Below are 22,227 nucleotides of genomic sequence, written 5' to 3' on the forward strand. Positions count from 1 at the left end.
GTGGTACCTGCCGCCTGCATTCTTTTGAGCAGGCGGGCCACGGGCCTCAGCCGAGGTCCGGCCTTCCTCGCGCCCTCCGACTTGATGAGGGCAAACGAGATGAGCATGACTCGGGCAGGATCTGTCGCGGGAACGAGAAAGCGCGGCTTTTGCAAGAGGCCGACCACGCACTCAGATGTCATCGCCCGGCTTGAACGGGCGATCGAGTACGCCGCGGCGTCTCGATTCAATCGTTGCGATCCCTGGACGACTGGACGTCCGGTCAAGCCGGACGATGACAGCATGGGCGCTGTCGCTTGCAACGTCGAAATATGTCGCTGGGGTGCGACCATCTCCACCCTGCGGAATATTTTCCACGCTTGCCAAGCTCTATCCAACGGTCCAAAAAATCTCCAACCACCTGGGACGAAACGACAGGAAGCGGAGACGGAGTTGACCATCAAGGGCAAGGCCTACATTGCCGGGATCTATGAGCATCCGACCCGGCATGCACCCGACAAATCCACCGCGCAGCTGCATGCCGAGGTCGCCAAGGGCGCGCTCGAGGATGCGGGTCTCAGCGCGAAGGATGTCGACGGCTATTTCTGCGCCGGCGACGCGCCGGGCGGCGCGTGGCCGATGGTCGACTATCTCGGGCTGAAGGTCCGGCACATCGACTCCACCGAGACCGGCGGCTGCTCCTATCTCATCCATGTTGGCCATGCCGCCGAGGCCATCGCCGCCGGCAAATGCTCGATCGCGCTGATCACCTTGGCCGGCAAGCCGCGCACCGGGCCGATGCCGCCGCGTGCCGCTGGCGCCGAGGCCGATTTCGAGATGGCCTATGGCGCCACCACCCACAACGCCTATGGCATGTGCGCGATGCGCCACATGCACGATTACGGCACCACATCGGAGCAGCTCGCCTGGATCAAGGTCGCGGCCTCGCATCATGCGCAGTACAATCCGCATGCGATGCTGAAGGAGGTCGTCACGGTCGAGGACGTGATCAACTCGCCGATGATCTCCGATCCGCTGCACCGCATGGATTGCTGCGTCGTCACCGACGGCGGCGGCGCGCTGATCGTGACCACGCCGGAGATCGCCAGGAGTCTGAAGAAGCCGCTGGTGCGTCTCATCGGCCATGGCGAGGCGATGAAGGGGCCGCGCGGCGGCAAGGACCTCGATCTCACTTATTCCGCCGGTGTGTGGTCCGGCCCGCGCGCCTTCGCGGAAGCGGGCGTGACCCCCAAGGACATCAAATACGCCTCGATCTATGACAGCTTCACCATCACCGTGCTGATGCAGCTCGAGGATCTCGGCTTCTGCAAGAAGGGTGAGGGCGGCAAGTTCGTCGCCGACGGCAATCTCATCTCCGGTGTCGGCAAGCTGCCGTTCAACACCGATGGCGGCGGCCTCTGCAGCAACCATCCCGTCAACCGCGGCGGCATGACCAAGGTGATCGAGGCCGTGCGCCAGCTGCGCGGCGAAGCCCATCCCAAGGTGCAGGTGCAAAACTGCGATCTCGCCATCGCCCATGGCACCGGCGGCCTGCTCGGCGTGCGCCACGCCGCCTCGACCTGCATTCTGGAGCGCGTCTGATGTCCGAAGCGAAGAAACTGCCGGCCCCCATCACCAATCCCGAGACCAAGGCGTTCTGGGATGCTGCGGCCGAGGGCAAGTTCATGATCAAGCGCTGCACGGCCTGTGGCGAGGCGCATTATTTTCCGCGCTCGATCTGTCCGTTCTGCTTCTCGGACCAGACGGTGTGGGAGCAGAGCGCGGGCGAGGGGGAAATCTACACGTTCTCGATCATGCGGAAGTCGCCGACCGGCCCTTACGCGATCGGCTACGTCACCTTGAAGGAGGGCCCGTCGCTGCAGACCAATTTCGTCGATTGCGATTTCGACGCGTTGAAGATCGGCCAGAAGGTGAAGGTGGTGTTCAAGCCGACCGACGGCGCCCCGCTGCCGTTCTTCACGCCGGTTTAGGAGAGGGAGCAAAGATGCATCCACGCGTCATTGCGAGGAGCGAAGCGACGAAGCAATCCAGAGTCCTTGCGCAGCCCTGGATTGCTTCGCTCCGCTCGCAATGACGGATGCGGAACGAGCGGTGTGCTCCACGACGAGTGCGTAGGGTGGGCAAAGGTGCAGAGCGCCGTGCCCACCGTTCTACTAAGAAAGGCGGTGGGCACGCTTCGCTTTTCCCACCCTACAAAGAACGAGGTTTGGGGAGGCAACATGCCGATCAACTACGATGAGCTGATGGCGATGAAGGCGATCGGGCAGAACTACGCCTACACCGATCGCGAGGTGATGCTCTACGCCTACGGCATCGGCATGGGGGCCGATCCGATGGACGAGAAGGAGCTTGCCTTCGTCAACGAGGCCACGGCCGAGCCGCGTCCACTGAAGGTGGTGCCGACCTTTGCCTCCGTCGCCGCCTGGGGCGCAAGCCCCGGCGACATGAAGCTGAACCGCGTGCTGGTCGTCGACGGCGAGCGCGACATCACCTTTCACAAGCCGCTGGCGACCGCGGCGAAGATCACGGCCGACTCCTCCGTGCTCGCGGTGTCCGACAAGGGCAAGGACAAGGGCGCGGTCATCCGCCATCAGACGATCTTGCGCGACGAGGGCGGCGCTCCGCTGGCGACCCTGGTGGCCTCGCGCTTCGCGCGCGGCGACGGCGGCTTCGGCGGCCCCTCCGGCGGCATCCCCGACCCGCATCCGGTGCCGTCGCGTGCACCCGACCGCAGCGTCGAGATTTCGACGCGGCCCGACCAGGCGCTGATCTACCGCCTCTGCGGCGACCGCAACCCGCTGCACTCGGATCCCGAATTCGCGCGCCGCGCGGGCTTCCCGCGGCCGATTCTGCACGGCATGTGCACCTATGGCCTGACCTGCCGCGCCGTGCTGCAGACCTACGCCGACTACGATGCGTCAGCCTTCCGCCAGCACGCCGCGCGATTCTCCTCGCCGGTGTTTCCCGGCGAGACCGTGACGGTCGATCTGTGGAAGGACGGCGACGTGATCTCGTTCGAGGCGCGGGTGAAGGAGCGGAACGTCACCGTGATCAAGAACGGCAAGACGGTGCTGGGTTGATTATTGCCATGTGAGGCACGTCTGTTAGTTGCCGTCATGGCCGGGCTTGACCCGGGCATCCATCCTCTTCCGAAGATGGATGGCCGGGTCAAGCCCGGCCATGACGGGCAACAAAAGACACGGCGCAGGAGGAGACACCCATGGGACTGCTCGACGGCAAGGTGGCGCTGATCACCGGCGCAGGTGGCGGGCTGGGAGAGGCCTACGCAAAACTGTTTGCACGCGAGGGCGCGGCTGTGGTGGTCAACGACCTCGGTGGCCCGCGCGACGGCTCCGGCTCGGACCTGTCGATGGCCGAGCAGGTGGTGGCGGCCATCACCGCTGAAGGCGGCCGTGCCGTCGCCAACGGCGCCGACATCTCGACCATGGCCGGCGGCCAGTCGGTGTTCGACGATGCCATCCGCCATTTCGGTCGCGCCGACATCCTGGTCAACAATGCCGGCATCCTGCGCGACCAGACCTTCGCCAAGTCGAGCGAGGCCGACTGGGACAAGGTGGTCCAGGTGCACCTCAAGGGCACCTTCTGCTGCACGCTTCCCGTGTTCCGCTGGATGCGCGACAATGGCGGCGGCGTCATCGTCAACACCTCCTCGACCTCGGGCCTGATCGGCAATTTCGGCCAGTCCAATTACGGCGCCGCGAAGGGCGGTATCTGGGGCCTGTCGAACGTGCTGGCGATCGAGGGACGCAAGTACAACATCCGGGTGTGGACCTTGGCGCCGGGCGCACTGACCCGCATGACCGTGGACCTGCCGCGCTACAAGGAAAACCCGGGCGCGGCGCTGACGCCCGAGGGCATCGCGCCGGCCGTGCTCTACATGGTCAGCAGACTCTCGGGGGATCAGACCGGCAAGGTGCTCGGCGTGTCCGGTCCACGCGGCGTGCGCGAGTTGCGTATGATGGAAATGGACGGCTGGAAACCGCCGTCGTCGGCGTGGAAAGCGGAGGACATCGCCGCCCATGCAGAGGAGATATTCTTTTCGGAGGCCGATATAGCCAAGTCCGCACGGCGGTTTTGATGTATTCAGGTCGTCATTTCGGGCCTGCGCCTGGCGCGTCCGGAATGACAGAGAGGTTGGAGACCAGACCAGATGAAGCTCACCGCCGCCGCCAAAGGCACCTTCGCGATCGCGCCGACGCCGTTCCATGATGACGGTCGCATCGACGAGGCCTCGATCGACCGGCTGGTCGATTTCTATGCCGAGGCCGGCTGCGACGGCATCACCGTGCTGGGCATCATGGGCGAGGCGCCGAAGCTGGACGCCGCTGAATCCGAGCAGGTTGCAGTGCGCTTTGCCAAGCGGGCCAAGAACCTGCAGATCATCGTCGGTGTCTCCGCGCCGGGTTTTGCCACCATGCGCGCGCTGGCGCGCGCCTCGATGGATGCGGGCGCTGCCGGCGTGATGATCGCGCCGCCGCCGAGCCTGCGCACCGATGATCAGATCACGGGCTATTTCAAGCAGGCCCAGGAGGCCATCGGCGAGGACATTCCGTGGGTGCTGCAGGACTACCCGCTGACGCTGAGCGTCCAGTTCACGCCGGCCGTCATCCGCAAGATCGTCATGGACAGCCCCTCCTGCGTGATGCTCAAGCATGAGGACTGGCCGGGCCTGGAGAAGATCTCGACGCTGCGCGCGTTCCAGAAGGACGGCTCGCTGCGGCCGCTGTCGATCCTGTGCGGCAATGGCGGCCTGTTCCTCGACTTCGAGATGGAGCGCGGCGCCGACGGTGCCATGACCGGCTACGCCTTCCCTGAAATGCTGGTCGACGTGGTCAAGCTGTCGCAGGCGGGCAAGCGCGACGCCGCGCATGACCTGTTCGACGCGCATCTGCCGCTGGTGCGCTACGAGCAGCAGCCGGGGGCAGGGCTGGCCGTGCGCAAATACGTGCTGCAGAAGCGCGGCGCGATCGCCTCCAGCGCGCAGCGCAGGCCGGCCTCCGCGATCACGGCCGCGGCCAGGGCCGAGGTCGACTATCTCTTGTCGCGCGTGGCGCGTTACGACGCGCGTGCCAATCTGCAACCTCGTGCCACCGCCGCGGAGTGACCATGGCTGACGCTGCCGCCGTCCGTCCCGCCTCGACCGTGCTGCTGCTGCGCGACAGCGCAGTCGCGCGCGAGATCGAGGTGTTCATGATGGTGCGTCACCATCAGATCGAGTTCAACTCGGGCGCCCTGGTGTTTCCCGGCGGTAGCGTCGACAGAGGCGATCAGGAGATCGCCGGCAGGCCGGAGCTCTATGCCGGCGACGAGGGTCTTGAAGCCGAGGCGCTCGGCTTCCGCATCGCCGGGGTGCGCGAGACCTTCGAGGAGAGCGGCATCCTGCTGGCGCGGCTGCGCCGATCGGACGCGCTGATCGATGCCGCTGCCGCTCGCGACATCGAGGCGGCGCATCGTCTGGCACTGTGCGAGGGCAAGATCAGCTTTCTCCAGGTTCTGGAAGCTCACGGTCTGGTGCTGGCGCTCGATGCGCTCGTTCCCTACGCCCATTGGATCACGCCCGAGGGCATGCCGAAACGCTTCGACACCTGGTTCTTTCTGGCGGCGGCGCCGCCGGACCAACTCGGCGCCCATGACGGCCGGGAATCGACCGACTCCGTCTGGGTCTCGCCGCGCGAGGCGCTGGCCGGCGGCGAGGACGGCCGGTTCAAGCTGCCGTTCCCGACCACGCGCAACCTGATCCGGCTCGGCAAGCAGCCCGCGGTGGCCGACGCCCTGGCGGCGGCGCGGGACATGGACATCGTCACCGTGATGCCGGTCATGACCAAGACCGCCGAGGGCGGTCGCCAGCTGCGCATTCCGCGCGAGGCGGGCTATGATGGGGAGGTGTTCGAGTTCGGTGCGGCCGGTTAACCGCACAGGCTATTTTTCGTCCGGCGGATGATGCGCGGACGAAAATTGTTCTCTATATGTTCATTTGGCCGCCCAGCGGCTCGTATATAGTGCGGTTCCGACCATCGGATCCCATGAGTAGATTACCGGACCTCGACACGGCCTGCAGCAGCCTCCGATCGATGACGATCGGGCGGATGATCTTTGGCAGCTTTTTGCTGCTGCTTGCCGTCATCACCGCGACCAGCATGGCGAGCGTGATCGCCATTCGGCATATCGATTCGACCTTTGCCGAGTTGCAGCGGCTGCAGGGCGTCGGCGATCTCGCCGAGGAGATCGACCAGCGCATGAACGAGCTGCGGCTCGCGGCGCGCGATTTCGTCACCGATCCCGGCTCGCGCTCCGACCGTGCCATGGAGGCGGCGACGGAGCTCAGCGCGCTCCTGAAGAAGACGCGCCTGCAGCTCGCACCGGAGCAGCAGGCGACCATCGACGGCGTTGCCCAGCGGCTCGCCAATTACCGCGAAGGCATCGACCGCATCAGCGCGCTGATCGCGCGGCGTGCCGAGCTGCTATCGGGTTTGCCGGCGGCGCGCGAGAGCTTCGAGGACGCCATCGCCGGCCTGACTGATCGCGCCACGGCGCGGGCCTTGTTCCAGGTGCAGAATCAGGTCGGCGCGGCGCTGCTGGCGCGCGACCCGGCTGGCGCCGAGCAGGCCGCCCGCAGCATGCGCGCAATGCCGATCGAGGACAGCGCGCTTCGTGCGGCCGCCGACCGCTATGCCGAGGCGATCATCGCCATTGCCGGCACCGAGGACGAGATCGCGCGCCTCGACAAGGAGGTGCTGGGCATCGAGGGGCGGCTGATCGGCCGGGTCACCGAGTTGCTGCGCGCCCTGAGCGCAAGCCAGGGCAAGGTGCTGTCGCGCGACTTCGCCCGCACCTTGGCGGAGACGAAATGGCAAAGCATCATCTTCGGCACGGCGGGCGTTCTGATCGGCATCTTCGCTGCGTCCTTCGTGGTCCGGCGCACCGTGCGGCCGCTGGCCTCGATCGCGCGCTCGATCAGGGCGCTGGCGGCGGGCGAAAAGGCGGCGTCGATCCCGCAGACCGACGTTCAGAACGAGATCGGCGACATCGCGCGGGCGGCGGAAGTCTTCCGGCAGACTTTGCAGGATGCCGACGCGGCGCGTGAGGCGGCGGTCCGCGCGCTGGCCGAGCAGCGGCTGGCCGAGGAGAGCTATCGCAAGCTGTTCGAAGCTTCGATCGACGGCATCTATGTGACCACACCGAGTGGTCTCGTGCTCAATGCCAATCCGGCGCTCGCGCGCATCATGGGCTACGAATCCGCGAGCGAGCTGATCCAGAGCGTCAACGACATCGCGGATACGATCTATGTCCATCCCCTTGCGCGCGAACGCTATCAGCGGCTGATGCGGCGCGACGGCATGGTGCGCGAGTTCGAATACCAGGTGCGGCGGCGCACCGGCGAGATCCGCTGGCTTTCCGACAGCGGCACGGTGGTGCGGGATGAGAACGGCGAGGTGGTTCGCTACGAAGGCGTGGTCCGCGACATCACGGATCAGAAGCGCGCCGAGGACGCGATCGCTGAAGGCCGGCGATTGCTGCAGCAGGTCATCGACACGGTGCCGGCGGTGATCAACGTCAAGGATCGCGAGCTGCGCTATGTCCTGATGAACCGCTACATGGCCGGCATCTTCAACGTCGAGCCCGAGGATGCGCTCGGCCGCACCACGGGCGAGCTGATGTCGCGCTACGGCGCGAACAAGACGGACTCGAACGACAAGCGCGTGCTGGCGACGAAGGCCGGCCTCGGGTTCTACGAGGAGGAATACCTCGATTCATGCAACGTCATGCGGCAATGGCTGGTCAACAAGCTGCCGCTTCTCGACGCCGACGGCGAGGTCGACAAGATCGTCACGGTGGCGCTCGACATCGGCGAGCGCAAGAAGAGCGAACTGGAGATGCGCAAGGCCAAGGAGGCCGCCGAGACGGCGCTCCGGAACCTGCGCGACACCCAGGCATCGCTGATCGAAGCCGAGAAGCTCGCGGCGCTCGGGCGGATGGTCGCCGGCGTTGCCCACGAGGTCAACAACCCCGTCGGCATCAGCCTGACGGTCGCTTCCGCGCTCGAGCGCAAGACCGAGCGCTTCAGCGAGGCGGTCACGCGGGGTGAGCTGCGGCGGTCGAGCCTCAACGAGTTCATCGAGATGAGCCGCAGCGCCGCGGGGCAGCTCGTCGCCAACCTCAATCGCGCGGCCGAACTGATCCAGTCGTTCAAGCAGGTCGCAGCGGACCGCAACTACTCCGACCAGCGCACCTTCGATCTCGCCGATCTCACCGAGCAGGTGGTGATGAGCCTGCGCCCGGGTGTGCGGAGACAGAACCTGACGGTGAACGTGGATTGCCAGCCCGATCTGGTGATGAACAGCTACCCCGGGCCTTACGGGCAGGTCTTGACCAATCTGTTCCTCAATGCGGTCGCGCACGCGTTTCCGGACGGCAGGAGCGGTGTGATCGAAATCAGGGCGCGGGAGTCCGGCCGCGACAATGTCGAGATCGTCTTTTCCGACAATGGCTGCGGCATGTCGCTCGACGTCCGCCGCCGCGCCTTCGATCCTTTCTTCACGACGCGCCGCGACCAGGGCGGCACCGGCCTGGGCCTTCACATCGTCTACAGCATCGTGACCAGCCGGCTCGGCGGCCGGCTCGATCTGGACTCCGAGCCTGGCGCGGGCACGCGCATCCAGATCATTCTGCCGCGGGTCGCACCTCTCGAGCAGGCGGCCGAGTAGGGAGATCTGCGTAACCCCCCGGATTGACTCTCACGAAGCCGAGATCGAATCGAAATCTGGCCCGGTTGATGCATTTCCATCCCGCGCACCCTGGGGTGGTGCAGGAGCCAGATGGAAATGAGCAGATGGATCGGGTCCCGCGGCCATGGGCCGCATCGCGCTGATCGTGCCGACATAAGCAACACGGGTTCGAGGCGGCAGGCGGTCGCGCGATGGAAGCCGCCTGTCCAAGTCAGCAGTGCGGCGCTGTTGATCGCACTCGCCGCGCCACCGTCACTGGCGCGTGATCGCGGCCAGTATGCGAACTCGTCGCCGGAGATCAAGGCATGGTTCGACGGTCTGCGCAGCGGCAAGGGCCCATGCTGCTCTGACGCCGACGGCAGCGCCGTCAGCGATGTCGACTGGGAGAGCAGGGGCGGTCACTACCGCGTCCGTATCGAGGGGGAATGGCTCGATGTTCCCGACGACGCGGTCATCACCGAGCCCAACCGTGTCGGCCGTACCATGGTATGGCCGATGCGCGGCTATCAGGGCCTCCAGATTCGCTGCTTCATGCCGGGCAGCATGACGTAGCCGTGCGGGACGGCGGTCAGACGTATTTCTTGTCGCGCTCCAGGAGCTCGATGGAAATGCCCTGCGGCCCGCGGATGAAGCAGATGCGAACACCGGGGCGGATCGTGGTCGGCTCGGTCGTGAAGGTGACGCCTTTGGCCTTGAGCTCGGCGGCCGCGGCGTCGATGTCCTTCACGGTGAGGCCGAAATGATCGAGGCCCTGGTGCGGCGTCATAGGCGGCGCGTTGACGCCGTCGCCCGGCTCGACCTTGGCGATGAACACGCTGGCACCGCCGAGCCTGACGTCGATGCGGCCGGGATTGCGGATGATCTCGCCGCCGAGAATGTCGTGAAGCCAGCTGGCGGTGGCTTCCGGGTCCGGACTGCGGAGATGGATGTGGTCCCACGTGACATTCAACATCGTCGAGATCTTTCGAAAGAGTGAACCGCCCGCGGCGCGGCGGCGTTTCTTGAGGTGTCGGCAACTGTGCGGATGTCTACCGCTCTGTCAGCGGCCGCGCCAGCCCGGCCGACCGACCGGTATCCGGGCCTGCCCTCCAATTGTCGGCTTTGCATGCAACCCTATCGATGTTTGCCGATTGAAGCTTCCAGATGCCCCCGCCGGGCAGCCGATGGTGCAGACATGAGCGCGGGTCTCTTTCGTTTGCTGGGACGCAAGCCCGATGCCGCGGCGTCGCTGGCCATGCGCCGAAGCGACGGAGCGTCCATCCCTTTGGGAGCCGCCGTGTCGGGGTTGGCGATCTTCGCGCTGGTCATGTTCAGCACGGTCGGGTGGCTGATCATGTCGGTCGAAGAGGAGGAGGTGGCCGACCCCAGCCTCACGCGGGTCGGATCGGCCCCCCCGAGCAGCGGCTACGAAGGAGACGAAGACGGGACTGAGACGTCGCGTCGGCTCTCGCCCGTGGTGCCCAGTCTGGCGGATGCATCCAATCCGCACCCCGATTCGTCCCCCGTGGTCGGCTCCGGCCGGAACGTCATGGACGCGAATGCCAGCCTGTCGCCGACGATGCCGCCTGCGTCATCCCCTGCGCTCGACCCGGCGGCTCTGTCCGGCCTGCGGATCAGTTCCCAGTCCTGGCGGCGCGGCGGTCTTGGATCGAAGGCGCTGGTGACCTTCACGCTACGGAATGCCAACAGTTTCGCAATCAAGGACATCGAAATCACCTGCGCCTTCAGCCGGCGGGACGGTGGTCACGTCACCGACCGCCGACGGATCGTGCCCGGCCAAGTCGGGTCGCGCAGCCGGAAGACCTTCGTGGCGGTCCATGTCGGATTCGTCAACGTTAACGTCAGCGCGGCCAAATGCGCGCTGGTTGCAGCGACGAAAATCTAATTATGTCGCGCTAGTCTCCCGCGGTCTTTGAACCCGAGCGTTCGACGCGGGAACATACTGTCATGATCCTCCGTTAGGTGGATGTCGGCGCAGGTGCCGACGGAGCGGTAAATTATGCCCATTCTGCGTTACTTTATGTTCGTCGGTGGAACTCTGCTGGCGCTGCTCGTCCTGGCGGATGCCGTGCTTCCCAGCGTGCCATTGCCTGCAAGCCTGTCGTCTGCGTCGGATCTTCCCCCGGTGCGCATTCAGTCCACGAGAAAGTGGCCGGAGCGGATCGTGATGGACACCTCGATCGCCACGCCAGCTCCGGTGAAGCTCGCGAAGGCGGAGCAGCCTGCAGCAGAAGTCGCCAAGAGCAGTCCCCGCGACGCCTTCGCGCAGATGAGCGCCGTCGAGGCCAACCCGCAGGTTGCGGCAGTGAAGGCCGCCGAGAAGCCTCGCGCGACGCGGATTGCCGACACAGGCAAGCCGGCTGCAGAGGTGAAGAAGCGAAGGACCGCAAGAGCTCATCCGGGCAGACCGATGATCCTGGTCGCGCAGCAGCCGCGTGTCGGCTCTTTCGATTGGACCTGGTAGTATCGATCGCCCGCAGCCCCTGGTCGATCCAAGCAGTCCCGCTGCAATCGCGCCACGGGGCGGTTGAACTCGCGCGGGCTGTTGCGCCGTTTTTCACGCCGCCACGCTGCCTTGATCTTGCGCAAAGTGCGCTCCTTCCGGAACGCCTAGCGTCTCTGCATGGGACCTGGGAGCGTTTGCCCGGGGACCCAGGAGACGCTGAATGACGACTACCACGCCCACCCTCTCAATCTCGCCGGAGAAGGTCGCCTTCGTCGTGACCAAGATCCACAAGCACGAAATGGAAGCGACCGAACCCGAATTGCTGGCAGATTTGGCAGATGACGACGCGGCGCCCGGTACCGCTGGGCGGGGCCTGAACACGGACAGGTCGGAGCTCGTCAGCTTCATCAGGGGCCTCAATGTCGACGAACAGATCGATCTGGTCACGCTGATGTGGCTGGGCCGGGGCGACGGCTCGCTGGACAATTGGGATGAGCTTCGTGCGCAGGCCGCTCAGGCGCACAACAATCGCACCGCGACGTACCTGATCGAAACTCCGATGCTCGGCGACTATCTGGAGGAGGCTCTCTCGGAGTTCGGCCTTTCCTTGGAAGATTTCGAAGAAGGCATATAGCTGGGGGCAGTTTCTCCCGATGGGCTCGCCAGCACATTCTTCGCTGCAATTCGGATGATGGAGTAATCTCATGGACAAGATGAAGGTCGGAACCGGTGATTGGATCGTCGTGTGCGACGGGCGCAAGGCGCTGATCCTCGAGAACGTCGGTGACAGCATGTTTCCGAACCTGCACACCAAAGAGGTCCGTGAGCAGGAGAACGACCGCACGAGCGCTCAGGGCACCGACGCTCCCGGCTCGGTGCAGCAGTCATTCGGCAATGCTCGGAGTTCAGTGGATCAGACGGATTGGCATGATCAGGCTGAGCGCGCCTTTCTCAAGCAGCTTGCTGATCGCCTGCATCATGCTGTCATTTCAGGCGAAACCAAAGCCGTCACGATGGTGGCGTCGCCGCGCGCGCTCGGGATCATCCGCGCCGACTATTCCGACGCGGTACGAAAGGCGCTGCATGGCGAGGTCCACAAGGATCTGGTCAAGCTTCCGGTCTACGAAATCGAAAAACAACTGCTCGCCTGAGTCGGGCTTTCTCATGCCAATGACTGTCCGGAGACCCTGTTCGCGGTCTCGGTGACCGCGACGGGATCAATGTGTGCTTTCATGCGACGGTGTCGATTCCGGCGCAGCAGGCACCAAGCTTGCGCCCAGGTGCGCAGCTCCTTTTTCGACGATCTCGTAGCCGCAATCATCCAGCCAAGCGATCAGGCGATCGGCCATGGCGTAATCCCAGGTCGGGTAGGAGCGTGCGATGACCTGGCGTGGTGTGAGCTTGCGAGACATTGGTGATCCTTCCCTGATCTCATGGTGCTCGATGAAACGTCGAGCGTTGGTCTTGTCATCTTGAACCCCAGAACGGGATGCGCAGTTCCTGCGCCGCCCGAGCGCTGCCACTTGAGGAGCGCCGATCGTTCACAGCGCCCCGGCGGAAGGGGCTCCATTCATCGAGCGCCGATCAGGTGTGGCCGCGCGTCATCGGTCACGAGAGCCGCGGTGCGCTCCGGCTTCTTCTCCACGATCTCGTAACCGCAATGATCGAGCCATGCGATCAACCGGTCCGCCATGGCATAGTCCCAACTGGGATAGGATCTGGCGATGACTTCGCGGACTGAAAGCTTTCGTGTCATGATGTCGATCTATCGCTCCCTGCATTCGCCACGGCCCGTCCGGCACGCATCCGGACGATCCAAGGCTGGCCGGCAGTTCGTGCCGCCGGCTCCTGATGTTGTTTGGCTCGTCACGTTTCTAAGCGCGCGCGCCCCAACGCCTTGATCAACTGGCGTGGAGAGGTGACTTTTTCGCTTCCGGCTCGCCCAGGCTGCGCAATCATCGCCCAACATGGTGAAAACCTTCTCGCTACATGGTTTCCCATTCCCGTGCACGGATATGGCGCAGTCGTGCGCGTAGTAGGGCTGGAGTGTGGTGGCGGCGCGGTGTTTCGTCACAGGCTGGCGGCGACGATCTCCGACGAAATCTCAGCCCGAGCAGGCGGGGACAGTCGGAGGAACGGTTTGGCACCTTCATGGTTTCCGCTGGGGCGCGGTCGCAGGGGCTCGTCGCCTCAGAGCCAATGGAGCGAAGCGATGAGGCTGATGTTTTGGGTTGTGCTGCTGACCGGCCTTGCGGCAGGGGCGGGCCGGTTGGTCGCCAATGAGTCGTGCGGCCCTGGGTGCCACGTCGCGCCGAATGGCGGCTGCGTCGTGAATGGCTGGGAGGTAGGAGCGCCGGTGTGGAACGAATGCCCTGCGGGCGCTCGGCCAAGGCCGCCGTGCGGAACCGCGTTCAAATGGAGCAAACAGGCGAAGGCCTGTGTCAGCAGGTGAACATACGATGGCTGATCATCGGCGCGGGAGCGTGGATCGGACTGCCGGCTGCCGCGAGCCTTGCCGTGCCTTGTATCAGGAGGCAGACGAAGCTGCTGCCGTTGGCGACACGGGCGAGACGTCCAAAGTGAACAGGCGCTGATCCCCAGCGGTCTCCGAATGCGCCAGCACCTGTTCGAGCAGGGCGATGACCGCGACCGCCCGCGCCCGTTCGTTGGTATCGTCGTAGCTCGTTGTCGCAAGGACGGTCCCGTTGGCTTCGCACATCGCCTTGATCTCAACAATCATCGTTGCATCCCTTGCCGTTCCGGAGGCCTGAGATTGGCGGCAATCATGTTAAATTGGTGCAAAATGGTCCGAATAAACCGCTGGTAGAAAGGCACCGCGAAGCACGGGCCGGCCGATGAGCCGGCGCGCTCAGACCGGGCTCGCATGGATCACGTCGCGCGGTGCGCTCGTGCCGAAGGCTCTCCGTAACCATGTTCGCGAGGGCGCCTCGATGAGCATGTAGGTGACCCAGGCCATCGCCGTCGCAATCGCAACGAACAGACCGAGCCGCAGTGCGAGCTCAAGAGCGCCAGGAGCATCTGACTTTCCGATCATCGCAAGCCGAATGAGAAAGGGATGCAGCAGATAGATCGAATAGCTGCATTCGCCACCAATGATCAGGGCTCTGGACGACAGCCAAGCGGCATGACCGTACCGACTGGCTGCGACGAAGACGATCGAAAATCCCGAGATCTCGATGAGACGTACGGCAAGTTCGATCGCGAACGACCAGCCGGGCAGACGAGGCTGCAGAAACAGCAGCACAGGCGCACAGATGAGGCTCGCCAGCGAAAGCCAGAACAGGAGTCTCACGCAGCGTCGCTCCCGATCACCGACGCCGGCATCCGCGCGGTTCCTGTAGATCATGGCGGCAAGGCAGCCGGCCAGGAACTGAGCGATGTGAAGATAGGGAGAGTAGTAGGTGAGCCACTGCATCCCGTTTTGCGTAAGGCTCGGCGCGGCGGCCCGTAGCAACGCATCGCCGAAGGTGAAGGCGGCCGCGATCGTCAGCGCGAACGTCACGATGTTCGCCAGCGCGATCCAGATGATCGTGGGCAGCCGGACGACGGCTGCAAACAGCAGGCAGACGAATGGAAACAGCAGGTAGAAGAACAGCTCCACGCTGATGGACCAGAGGTGCTGCAGCGACGGCACGACTGCGACCAGCATGGTGCCGTTCTGCACGGGAAACCAGGCTTGCGTCATCGTGAGGATGAAGCCGAGCGACGGGGCCGAGAGACCTCGCGCGATCACGACGTATGCGACGACTGCGAGCGTAATCACGGCGTACATGGGGTAGAGCCGGGCGAAGCGCGCGATGGCAAATTCGCGAAGAGCGCTTCCGAGCGGTTGCGACTGGAAGCGTGCGGCATAGTTGAGCCACAGGACGAATCCGCTCAGCACGAAGAACATTGTCATTCCGATGCTGCTGACTTGTGCGATGAGCTCGGGCAGCAGGCCTTGCGCCAACGACGGGGCGCCATGGCCGACGGCGACCGTTGCGGCCGCGACGAAGCGTAAGCCGGTCAGCGAGCCGATGAAGCGTTGCTCGTTCACTTTGAGGGATGGTCCTGATGCTTGGGAGGCGCTCCGGCTGTTGTAGAAACAGCAGGGCCTGGAGGCAACCCGACGCCGGCCGGAGACGGGGATTGCCGCCCGCTCGAGCGACGATCTGGCGTTCAGGCCAGAGATGACTCTGCACCGTGATCGCTCCGACGTCCGCCGTGGCGGCGTTGCACGTTGCTGTCAACGAACTGAAAAATATAGAAAAATTAGCCTTGGCATCGGCGGCCAACGGTCGAGCGATTTCCCGGCGCGGCAGACGATCGGCGGGAAGGTCGGGCAACAGGCCGACAGAGTTTGAAGAAATCCGGGTAGAGCAGCTCCTGCAGCGGATCGTGCCTGTTGCGAAAAGCCGCCGGGACTCCTCGATCCGCGGGAGGTGACGGCCAGGGCCATGGTCGCACCTGCGTGGGGTGCGGAGCCCCCGTCCGGGCGGGGGCCGGGACCGGATTGCAAATGGACTCGCAAACCGGCGGCGGCTAGTTATTTGTCACCCTCCGGCTGGTCATTTTGCATGACGCTGAGCGCTTGAACGAGGACGGAAGCCGCCTTGCCCGCTGCGCCATCTCAGCTCACCGATCAAACCGTCAACACCCAGCTGACGACGAATTGCAATGCGCAGGTGGCTGCAACGTTCGACACGAATGACAGCACCTGGGTGACCTTCTTTTTCAACGGTACGATCCCGTGCTGGAGAGCGCTGGTGTCGATTGGCGAAGTAGAGGTCGAACTGACCGAGGACATTGCAATTGCAGGCATTGTCCTGCGCAAGGGGCTGACGGTGACCATGCACCCGATGGGTCGCTACTACACGGTCACGATGAGCGGGGAGATTGTCGATTCCGGAAAGGAGAGCAGCTTTACCGGATTCGTGCTCGGCTCGTTCATCCGGTCCGCAGCGATGAAGCGAGCGATGCAGATGCTTCGGAAACAAGTCAGCCGCTGAGCGACGCCCGGCTTCGCCCGAAATGTAAACACCAGAATGTGACCGGGCGTTGGGGGAAGACTGTGATCTGGCCCGATTGACCACCGTCGCGAACCCTGTTACACGCCACAACCTCTGATAGATTTCAATCATTGGTAGCTTAGTCGATTTTCCATTCGTTTCAGCCGCGCCGGCAGTTGCGTACTGCGGGTTTTGATCTGTGTTTTATAAAAGGAGATAGCCATGGCTCATCATGAAGGCGTGCGTTTTTCGGCTCCTGCCGTCGTTACCACTCCCACAAGCCCCAACACCGAGGTCGTCGCGACGCCGACGGGCGATCAAAACAACACGACGCAGCTCGTGTTCGAGTATCAGGGGCGCATTCCGGTCTGGACGCCGGTGGTCTCGCAGGCACAACCTCAAGTCGTTTTGGCGGCTGACATCACGATCGGCGCAACGACTTGGCGCAAGGGCATTACGATCCAGTATGCGGCGCTGGGATCGACCCAGTACACCGTGACCATCATCTCGGGCGAGATCGTGGACGATCGTGGGCTCTACTTGCTCCAGGGCGTGACGCTCGGCATCTTCCCGATCGGTTTGGATGTCAAGGCAGCGCCATCCGCGACCGCACGGACCGAGGAATATCCGCGCGCGGCCTTCACGGCGCTGCCGACGGTGAACACCCCGACCAGCCCGAACAGCAACGTGGTGACGACGCCGAGCGGCGACACCAACAACACGACCTACGTCTCATTCCAGTACCAGGGACGAATTCCGGTCTGGACGCCGATCGTCTCGCAGTCCCAGATCACTGCGGTCCTCGCCGCTGATATCACGATCGGCGCGACGACGTGGAAGGCGGGCATCACGGTGCAATATGCTGCGCTGGGCTCGGCCCAATATACGGTGACCATCATCAAGGGCGACATCATCGACGATCGTGCCCTCTATTCACTGGCGGGCACCTTGCTCGGCATCTTCCCGATCGGGTGATACGAGCATGGACGCGTCCGCGTCAGCGCAGTTCGAGCAGGTCGACTCCTCTGCGATTTACGAGACCAAGGTTGCCGGCTCGGTTGGCTGGGCCGGCTACCTTCTCGGCACGGGCTCGTCTCTGCCACCGTTCATCAATTACGACGACTCGCTGAAGAAGTACGGTGGCAGTTATCTGTTTGCGACACAGCGGCCCGCCGATCTCGATCGGGATCCCGGCGGGTTCGCCGAGCGTGTCCGGGCCTATATCAGCAAGGCGACGCGCAATCGTGCTGTCGTCTGGCTCGCGTCTGCCAACCCGGTCGCGTTCGGCGACTTCGAGCGCTATGGCGTCTCCTTCATCAATCTGCCGCCGGTCTACCAGGTCTCGGGCAACCTGAACCTGTGGTTTGCCAGCAACGCCAAATTCTACATCCTCGATCAGAGCCGGATCGATATCGAGGGTGGGGCGCTGCGCCTGTCGGGCTCGGCGCTGAGCTCACCTCCGTTCATCGGCTTTTCGGGCAAGGGCGACAACCCGCTGGGCATTCGCCTTGCGCCGACCTCCAACAATCGCATCTACGCCTATGTGCCGTTCGGCGGCGCCAACACCGGTTGCGTAACCTTCGATGGGCTGCTCGATTCGAAGCAGGCGTTCGTCAGCCAGGGCTTGGAGCAGGGCATCCGCTACGTCATCAACAACAGCGCGACGACGTCGCTGCAAGCTGCGCAATATGCAGCCATGACGGTGGCGGCGTTGCCGTCGCAGCTTTCGATCGCAGGTGCCTTCGACCTCGGCGATCCGGCCAACCGCGTGATCGGCCGAGAGCAGCTCGAGCAGGGGTATCTGCGTTCGGGGTTCGCCATCAAGGGGGCGCCTGCGCTGACGAGCGAATTCCGCACGACCGGCGGGCGTGTCGTGCAACTGACGCCGGTCGGGGCTAGCAGCACGGACACGGCGCCGGCGCTCGGAGCAGGGGGCTTCGCCTTTGCGACCAGCGCCGCGAAGACGGCCGCGGTCGACACTGGCACGACCTATCTCAGCCTGGCCGGCCACTATGCGCTCGGCGCCGATGGCAGTTCGGCGGGGCAGCTTGCGAAACTGATGGGTGGACTATTCGGATCGGAGGCGCTCAGCTTCAAGGCGTACGACGCCAGCCAGCCCGCAGCGCAGAACGATCGTCTCAACGCCATTCCCTCGAAGCCCGGCTACGCGCCGGTGTTCCCATTCGAGACTGCGGATCTCAACCGTCCCGCGAGCGGTGCCGTTGCGCCGCGCCTGACCGACGTCCACCAGACCTCCTGGGTGACCATCGTCGCCGGGGGCGGGGCCGTCGACTATCTGGCCGAGCCCGAGGGCAGCGCGATCTATAGTACGGCCGCGGCCGGCGCTCCGAATGCGGAGATCCTGCAATCGGCACCGCCATTCATGCCGCTCGCCCAGGGCAGCGACAAGACGTTTCCGTTGGCGCCTTATGGAGCTGCTGCGAGCAGCGGCCTCGATGGCGCGACGCTCGTCCAGTTCGAAAGCCAGATCGTGGCTGCGACCCGCAAGTCGCTGATCTCGAGCTATGGCAGCAAGACGTGGTCGACGCGTGTGCAGGCGGCGCGGGCTCACGCGTTGCGCGGCACGCTGCCGGACGGCCCGAGCACCGATGGGACGACGCCGCAGGGCTTCATCATCGAGCGAGATCCGACGACGGGGGCCTATCTGAAGGTCAGCATGGCGCAGTCGATCGACCGCGACGGCAACACCCTGCCATTCGCGCTATCCGCTCCCTCCCAGGCGATGCAGGACGCCTTGCAGACCAACCAGCTCTTTCTGGTCGCCGTCAATCCGGAGCCGTTCGGCACAGGCGCCCAGTTCGCCAACACCGTCAATATTGCGGGCTGGACCATGACCGCGGCGGTCGGCGCCGGCGCCTCGGCCACCGCCTACCGCAACGTGATGATCATGAAGTTCTGCTCTGGCTCGTTGCTGGAGCGGGTCACGAATGCCAATCGGTGGACGTCCGCGGAGCAGTTCTCTTTGTTGCCCGGCACACCGCCGGTCACCGCTGCGCTGTCCTACACAGGCCTGTCGCAATGGCTACAGGACTACATCGCGGACGCCATCGCACGCTCGAAGGGACCGTCCGGCCCATTCTACGAGAATTTCGCGCGCATCGCCCAAGACCCGAACTGGACCGGCGTCATCGTGCTCGCGGCCGACCTCGGCCAGCGTGACATGCCGCCCGAGATTGCGGGGCTTGCCGCCGGCATCGACTTCACCCGCTTCAACGCCCATCATTTCGGCTTCACCGTCAGCCGCGTCACGGTCGACGGCCGGAGCGGTCGGATCACGATGCCGCAGGGCAATTCGAGCCTGTTCGGCCTGATCGACTACGAAGACCCGCGCTATGCGATGAACATCTCCAACGGCGTTGCGCCTGACGTGCCGGTGGCGGTGCAGATGAGCGGCGAGTTCGATTTTACCGTGCTGCAGCTGCAGTCGTTGTTCGAGAACGCCAGGCTGACGCGGTTCGACAGCCACGTCCAGCTCTCGGTCGCGGCGCTGTTCGGCGCGCCGGTGGCGCGGCTGTACTCGCGCGGCAAGCCGCAGCCTTTCACGGGAATCGTGCTCAAGGGCAGCTATGTCGATCAGGGCGGCCGCGGCGCCTATGTCTTCGAGCAGAACACGACCAACGTGCTGACCAGCCCGTCGAACGTGCTGCCGGCCGTGGCCTTCGACCGGGTGCAGTTCAACACGATTGGCACCCAGGACCAGGGCGCCACGGTGGCGAGCAACTTCCTCGTCTGGGGGCAGCTCGATTTCACGGCGCTTCAGAGCACCATCGGAGAGACGCTCGACCTGCTGTCGTTCGGCAGTCCGCCGGATACGCCCGAGGAAGCGCTCGGGGTCGGGCTCGCCTTCTCCGGCCTCGTCATCGGCATGACCTATCCGCAGGCGACGCCCGGAGCCAAAAGGTTTGGGGTCGCGACCGGCAACCTGGCCTGGAATCTCAACGGCTCGACGATGCGCGACACCAGCCTGTTCCGCGGCTTCGCGCTGCAACTGAAGAGCTTCGTCAACGCGACCGGTGATCAGAAGCCGTCCGATCTCGGCTTCCTGCCGGTGACGTCGCAGCTCAACCTCACCGAACTCGAGGGGCCCTGGTTCGGCGTCGTCTACGACATCACACTCGGCGGTCCGGGGGCGCTCGCCTCTGGCGTCGGCTTCCAGTCGCAGCTGCTCGCGGCATGGTCGCCGGTCACCACCGGATCGGATGCGCAGCATGCGGTCTTCATCGGCATGAGCCTGCCGGGCGCGGCGCCCGGCGCCAGCCTGTTCAGCATCCAGGGCGTCATCAAGGTTGCGGTCGGGGCGATCTCGATCCTGCGCCAGCCGGTGCCGACCGCATCGGGACGCAAGCTGTCGGATGACGGTCCGAAGTGGTTCTACTGCCTGCGGATCGACGATATCGCCATCAAGATATTCGGCATCGCCAAGCTGCCGCCGTCCGCCAACATCCAGTTCTTCCTGTTCGGCGATCCCGACAACACCGGCAGCCTCGGCTGGTACGCCGCCTATGTCGCCGACGACAATCCGGGCTGCGAGCAGTCGCTCGCATTCGCCGCACGCAAGCCCGAGCTTCAGGAGCCGTCATCATGACGCGGATCCTGTTCTGGAATATCGAGAAATTCTCGATCAACAAGATCTTTTCGGCCTCGATCAAGCGGCAACGCGGGCATGGCGGTCTCAACGACATGCAGAGCGCGATCCAGCGCCGCGCGGTGATCAATGCCGTGCTGGCGGCCGTGCAGCCGGACATCATCGTCATCATCGAGGTGAGCTCGGGCGACAATGCGCCCAACGCTCTGGCGAGCCAGACCGGCGGCATCAATGCGCTCGCCATGGTGCAGTTCGGGCTCAACAACCCCGCCACGATGGTGGCGGGCGGATGGAACGCCGTGCCGCCGCTCTACACCGGGGTCGGTGGGCGCTCAGAGACGGTTGGCATTCTCTATCGCCGCACCAACACCGCTGGCACCCTCAACCGCTACTTCACCGGGCCCAACATCTGGACCGGCGGGCATGGCGGCGTGTCGGTGCCGCCGGGCGGCGGCGTCGCCACGCCGTACAATGGCATGGTGGTGCCCCTCGGTGCCGTCAACGTCAATGGAATGCTGGTGCCTCCGGGCCTGGGCGGGGTGCGCCAGATCCCTGCGGGTGCCCAGCACAATGGCGGCCTCAACGAGGACGTCGTCGCGGCGCGGATCGCCTTCACGACCACGCTCGGCGCTCCTGTTGCCTTTGCCGGACTGCGCGAGCCGTTCATGGCGACGTTCACCGAGGCCGATAATCTCGGCGTCGTGCAGCGAGACCTCACCATCTTCGGCATCCATTCCCCGCCGAACAATCCGGCGGCGGCGAACTACATCACCACGCTGTCGACGATCAACGACGTCGTCGGCGCTCTGGGCGTAAACGAGACGCGGGTGATCGGCGGCGATTTCAACGTCAACCTGTTCGCCGTCAATGGTACCGCCTCGGGCCTCTATAATCCGCTCACCGGCGGTCCCGGTGCCTACACGCTGCTCGTCAGTCCGACGGCGGTGGGCGTTCCTGTCAATCTCGACCAGTACAAGGGTTATTTCTCCACCCATATCCGCGGCAAGGACAAGACGGCGGCGTCCAAGTTCCTCTGGTCCAACGGCGGCGGGCCGGGACAGAGCTTCTATCCCGGCTACGGCTATGTCGGCTCGAACTTCGTCGCCGCGCCGTTCTACTCGATCGACAACGTCCTGGTCTGGCCGCACAACGGCATGCACAACTATCAGACCACGATCATGAACACGGTGACCGGCACGCCGATGAACGGGGTCATGGCGCCGCCGGACAATCCTCCCCCCGGTGCGATCGCTTTGGCCAACCAGTTCACCGCGCCGCCGATGGGGTGGCCGGGCGCACCGACGGCGGCGAACTATCCGGGGATCGGCGGTGCCGGAAATCTGACCGGCTGGAGCAACTACGGACGCGTTCGCAACACCAGCGATCACTTCGGCATCTCTGCCGACATCTGAGGGAGCG

Annotated in this window: 22 protein-coding genes; 17 read left to right on the forward strand and 5 right to left on the reverse strand. The window is 64.6% G+C overall.

Translation table 11 applies throughout. The features are described from left to right. Nucleotides 1-432 precede the first annotated feature (432 nt). The 8 genes from QW861_RS33555 (at nucleotide 433) to QW861_RS33590 (ending at nucleotide 9,299) form a co-directional block, all read left to right on the forward strand. Entirely contained in the window at nucleotides 433-1,581 is a 1,149-nt protein-coding gene (locus QW861_RS33555) for a thiolase domain-containing protein (RefSeq protein WP_315717662.1), read from the forward strand. After that, complete coding sequence (locus tag QW861_RS33560) at nucleotides 1,581-1,970, forward strand: Zn-ribbon domain-containing OB-fold protein (protein ID WP_315752583.1); 390 nt, start codon at nucleotides 1,581-1,583, stop codon at nucleotides 1,968-1,970. Before QW861_RS33555 ends, QW861_RS33560 begins: the two co-directional genes overlap by 1 nt. 249 nt (nucleotides 1,971-2,219) lie before the next feature. Continuing rightward, the gene (locus QW861_RS33565) at nucleotides 2,220-3,080 is read left to right on the forward strand and encodes a MaoC family dehydratase (RefSeq protein ID WP_316194025.1); all 861 of its coding nucleotides are present in this window, start codon (nucleotides 2,220-2,222) and stop codon (nucleotides 3,078-3,080) included. 140 nt (nucleotides 3,081-3,220) lie between these two features. Beyond that, nucleotides 3,221-4,099 carry an SDR family oxidoreductase gene (locus tag QW861_RS33570; RefSeq protein ID WP_316194026.1) on the forward strand — a complete coding sequence of 293 codons (879 nt, stop codon included), beginning with the start codon at nucleotides 3,221-3,223 and terminating at the stop codon, nucleotides 4,097-4,099. Nucleotides 4,100-4,171: 72 nt separating this feature from the next. Then, nucleotides 4,172-5,125, forward strand: coding sequence for a dihydrodipicolinate synthase family protein (locus tag QW861_RS33575; protein WP_316170850.1), 954 nt, complete (start codon nucleotides 4,172-4,174; stop codon nucleotides 5,123-5,125). Between the two features lie 2 nt (nucleotides 5,126-5,127). Beyond that, nucleotides 5,128-5,931, forward strand: a complete 804-nt coding sequence (locus QW861_RS33580) for an NUDIX hydrolase (protein ID WP_315717667.1) — start codon at nucleotides 5,128-5,130, stop codon at nucleotides 5,929-5,931. Nucleotides 5,932-6,044: 113 nt separating this feature from the next. Continuing rightward, nucleotides 6,045-8,726, forward strand: coding sequence for a PAS domain S-box protein (locus tag QW861_RS33585; protein ID WP_315717744.1), 2,682 nt, complete (start codon nucleotides 6,045-6,047; stop codon nucleotides 8,724-8,726). A 117-nt stretch (nucleotides 8,727-8,843) separates the two neighbouring features. Next, nucleotides 8,844-9,299, forward strand: coding sequence for a hypothetical protein (locus tag QW861_RS33590; RefSeq protein WP_410051861.1), 456 nt, complete (start codon nucleotides 8,844-8,846; stop codon nucleotides 9,297-9,299). 16 nt (nucleotides 9,300-9,315) lie between these two features. On the opposite strand, the gene QW861_RS33595 is transcribed toward QW861_RS33590, so the two are convergent. Next, nucleotides 9,316-9,699 carry a VOC family protein gene (locus tag QW861_RS33595; RefSeq protein ID WP_315717669.1) on the reverse strand — a complete coding sequence of 128 codons (384 nt, stop codon included), beginning with the start codon at nucleotides 9,697-9,699 and terminating at the stop codon, nucleotides 9,316-9,318. Nucleotides 9,700-9,921: 222 nt separating this feature from the next. On the opposite strand from QW861_RS33595, the gene QW861_RS33600 reads away from it, so the two are divergent. The 4 genes from QW861_RS33600 to QW861_RS33615 all read left to right on the forward strand — a co-directional run bounded on the left by QW861_RS33600 (nucleotide 9,922) and on the right by QW861_RS33615 (nucleotide 12,344). Continuing rightward, entirely contained in the window at nucleotides 9,922-10,632 is a 711-nt protein-coding gene (locus QW861_RS33600) for a hypothetical protein (RefSeq protein WP_316194027.1), read from the forward strand. Between the two features lie 114 nt (nucleotides 10,633-10,746). Further along, nucleotides 10,747-11,211, forward strand: a complete 465-nt coding sequence (locus QW861_RS33605; protein ID WP_315752591.1) for a hypothetical protein — start codon at nucleotides 10,747-10,749, stop codon at nucleotides 11,209-11,211. Nucleotides 11,212-11,413: 202 nt separating this feature from the next. Next, on the forward strand, nucleotides 11,414-11,827 hold the full coding sequence (locus QW861_RS33610) for a DUF3775 domain-containing protein (RefSeq protein ID WP_315752592.1): 414 nt from the start codon (nucleotides 11,414-11,416) through the stop codon (nucleotides 11,825-11,827). 70 nt (nucleotides 11,828-11,897) lie between these two features. Next, complete coding sequence (locus QW861_RS33615) at nucleotides 11,898-12,344, forward strand: host attachment protein (protein WP_315827830.1); 447 nt, start codon at nucleotides 11,898-11,900, stop codon at nucleotides 12,342-12,344. A 66-nt stretch (nucleotides 12,345-12,410) separates the two neighbouring features. Here QW861_RS33615 and QW861_RS33620 read toward each other — a convergent pair whose 3' ends face one another. After that, entirely contained in the window at nucleotides 12,411-12,605 is a 195-nt protein-coding gene (locus QW861_RS33620; protein ID WP_315827831.1) for a hypothetical protein, read from the reverse strand. A 158-nt stretch (nucleotides 12,606-12,763) separates the two neighbouring features. Further along, nucleotides 12,764-12,949, reverse strand: a complete 186-nt coding sequence (locus QW861_RS33625) for a hypothetical protein (protein ID WP_315752594.1) — start codon at nucleotides 12,947-12,949, stop codon at nucleotides 12,764-12,766. A 456-nt stretch (nucleotides 12,950-13,405) separates the two neighbouring features. Here QW861_RS33625 and QW861_RS34105 point away from each other — a divergent pair, with 456 nt between their 5' ends. Beyond that, entirely contained in the window at nucleotides 13,406-13,645 is a 240-nt protein-coding gene (locus QW861_RS34105) for a hypothetical protein (RefSeq protein WP_409999270.1), read from the forward strand. Nucleotides 13,646-13,720: 75 nt separating this feature from the next. Here QW861_RS34105 and QW861_RS33630 read toward each other — a convergent pair whose 3' ends face one another. Both QW861_RS33630 and QW861_RS33635 read right to left on the reverse strand, forming a co-directional pair. Beyond that, nucleotides 13,721-13,933 (reverse strand): hypothetical protein, encoded by a 213-nt coding sequence (locus QW861_RS33630; protein ID WP_315717677.1) that lies wholly within the window; start codon nucleotides 13,931-13,933, stop codon nucleotides 13,721-13,723. A 129-nt stretch (nucleotides 13,934-14,062) separates the two neighbouring features. Next, nucleotides 14,063-15,250 (reverse strand): acyltransferase, encoded by a 1,188-nt coding sequence (locus tag QW861_RS33635; RefSeq protein WP_315752595.1) that lies wholly within the window; start codon nucleotides 15,248-15,250, stop codon nucleotides 14,063-14,065. A gap of 556 nt (nucleotides 15,251-15,806) precedes the next feature. Between QW861_RS33635 and QW861_RS33640 the strand changes: the two genes are divergently transcribed. The 4 genes from QW861_RS33640 to QW861_RS33655 all read left to right on the forward strand — a co-directional run bounded on the left by QW861_RS33640 (nucleotide 15,807) and on the right by QW861_RS33655 (nucleotide 22,220). Next, entirely contained in the window at nucleotides 15,807-16,202 is a 396-nt protein-coding gene (locus tag QW861_RS33640) for a hypothetical protein (RefSeq protein WP_315717679.1), read from the forward strand. 222 nt (nucleotides 16,203-16,424) lie between these two features. After that, entirely contained in the window at nucleotides 16,425-17,177 is a 753-nt protein-coding gene (locus tag QW861_RS33645; RefSeq protein WP_315717680.1) for a hypothetical protein, read from the forward strand. A gap of 7 nt (nucleotides 17,178-17,184) precedes the next feature. After that, nucleotides 17,185-20,808 (forward strand): hypothetical protein, encoded by a 3,624-nt coding sequence (locus tag QW861_RS33650; protein ID WP_316194028.1) that lies wholly within the window; start codon nucleotides 17,185-17,187, stop codon nucleotides 20,806-20,808. Continuing rightward, on the forward strand, nucleotides 20,805-22,220 hold the full coding sequence (locus tag QW861_RS33655) for a hypothetical protein (protein WP_316165040.1): 1,416 nt from the start codon (nucleotides 20,805-20,807) through the stop codon (nucleotides 22,218-22,220). The genes QW861_RS33650 and QW861_RS33655 overlap by 4 nt, the downstream gene beginning before the upstream one ends. Nucleotides 22,221-22,227 lie beyond the last annotated feature (7 nt).

Source organism: Bradyrhizobium sp. SZCCHNRI1029, from assembly GCF_032487555.1.
Taxonomy (GTDB): Bacteria; Pseudomonadota; Alphaproteobacteria; order Rhizobiales; family Xanthobacteraceae; genus Bradyrhizobium.

Bases quoted from the DNA above. Each gene is read 5' to 3' on its own strand.
- QW861_RS33560 (WP_315752583.1), top strand. From the start codon at position 1,581: ATGTCCGAAGCGAAGAAACTGCCGGCCCCCATCACCAATCCCGAGACC.
- QW861_RS33565 (WP_316194025.1), top strand. From the start codon at position 2,220: ATGCCGATCAACTACGATGAGCTGATGGCGATGAAGGCGATCGGGCAG.
- QW861_RS33570 (WP_316194026.1), top strand. From the start codon at position 3,221: ATGGGACTGCTCGACGGCAAGGTGGCGCTGATCACCGGCGCAGGTGGC.
- QW861_RS33575 (WP_316170850.1), top strand. From the start codon at position 4,172: ATGAAGCTCACCGCCGCCGCCAAAGGCACCTTCGCGATCGCGCCGACG.
- QW861_RS33580 (WP_315717667.1), top strand. From the start codon at position 5,128: ATGGCTGACGCTGCCGCCGTCCGTCCCGCCTCGACCGTGCTGCTGCTG.
- QW861_RS33585 (WP_315717744.1), top strand. From the start codon at position 6,045: ATGAGTAGATTACCGGACCTCGACACGGCCTGCAGCAGCCTCCGATCG.
- QW861_RS33590 (WP_410051861.1), top strand. From the start codon at position 8,844: ATGAGCAGATGGATCGGGTCCCGCGGCCATGGGCCGCATCGCGCTGAT.
- QW861_RS33595 (WP_315717669.1), bottom strand. From the start codon at position 9,699: ATGTTGAATGTCACGTGGGACCACATCCATCTCCGCAGTCCGGACCCG.
- QW861_RS33600 (WP_316194027.1), top strand. From the start codon at position 9,922: ATGAGCGCGGGTCTCTTTCGTTTGCTGGGACGCAAGCCCGATGCCGCG.
- QW861_RS33605 (WP_315752591.1), top strand. From the start codon at position 10,747: ATGCCCATTCTGCGTTACTTTATGTTCGTCGGTGGAACTCTGCTGGCG.
- QW861_RS33610 (WP_315752592.1), top strand. From the start codon at position 11,414: ATGACGACTACCACGCCCACCCTCTCAATCTCGCCGGAGAAGGTCGCC.
- QW861_RS33615 (WP_315827830.1), top strand. From the start codon at position 11,898: ATGGACAAGATGAAGGTCGGAACCGGTGATTGGATCGTCGTGTGCGAC.
- QW861_RS33620 (WP_315827831.1), bottom strand. From the start codon at position 12,605: ATGTCTCGCAAGCTCACACCACGCCAGGTCATCGCACGCTCCTACCCG.
- QW861_RS33625 (WP_315752594.1), bottom strand. From the start codon at position 12,949: ATGACACGAAAGCTTTCAGTCCGCGAAGTCATCGCCAGATCCTATCCC.
- QW861_RS34105 (WP_409999270.1), top strand. From the start codon at position 13,406: ATGAGGCTGATGTTTTGGGTTGTGCTGCTGACCGGCCTTGCGGCAGGG.
- QW861_RS33630 (WP_315717677.1), bottom strand. From the start codon at position 13,933: ATGATTGTTGAGATCAAGGCGATGTGCGAAGCCAACGGGACCGTCCTT.
- QW861_RS33645 (WP_315717680.1), top strand. From the start codon at position 16,425: ATGGCTCATCATGAAGGCGTGCGTTTTTCGGCTCCTGCCGTCGTTACC.
- QW861_RS33650 (WP_316194028.1), top strand. From the start codon at position 17,185: ATGGACGCGTCCGCGTCAGCGCAGTTCGAGCAGGTCGACTCCTCTGCG.
- QW861_RS33655 (WP_316165040.1), top strand. From the start codon at position 20,805: ATGACGCGGATCCTGTTCTGGAATATCGAGAAATTCTCGATCAACAAG.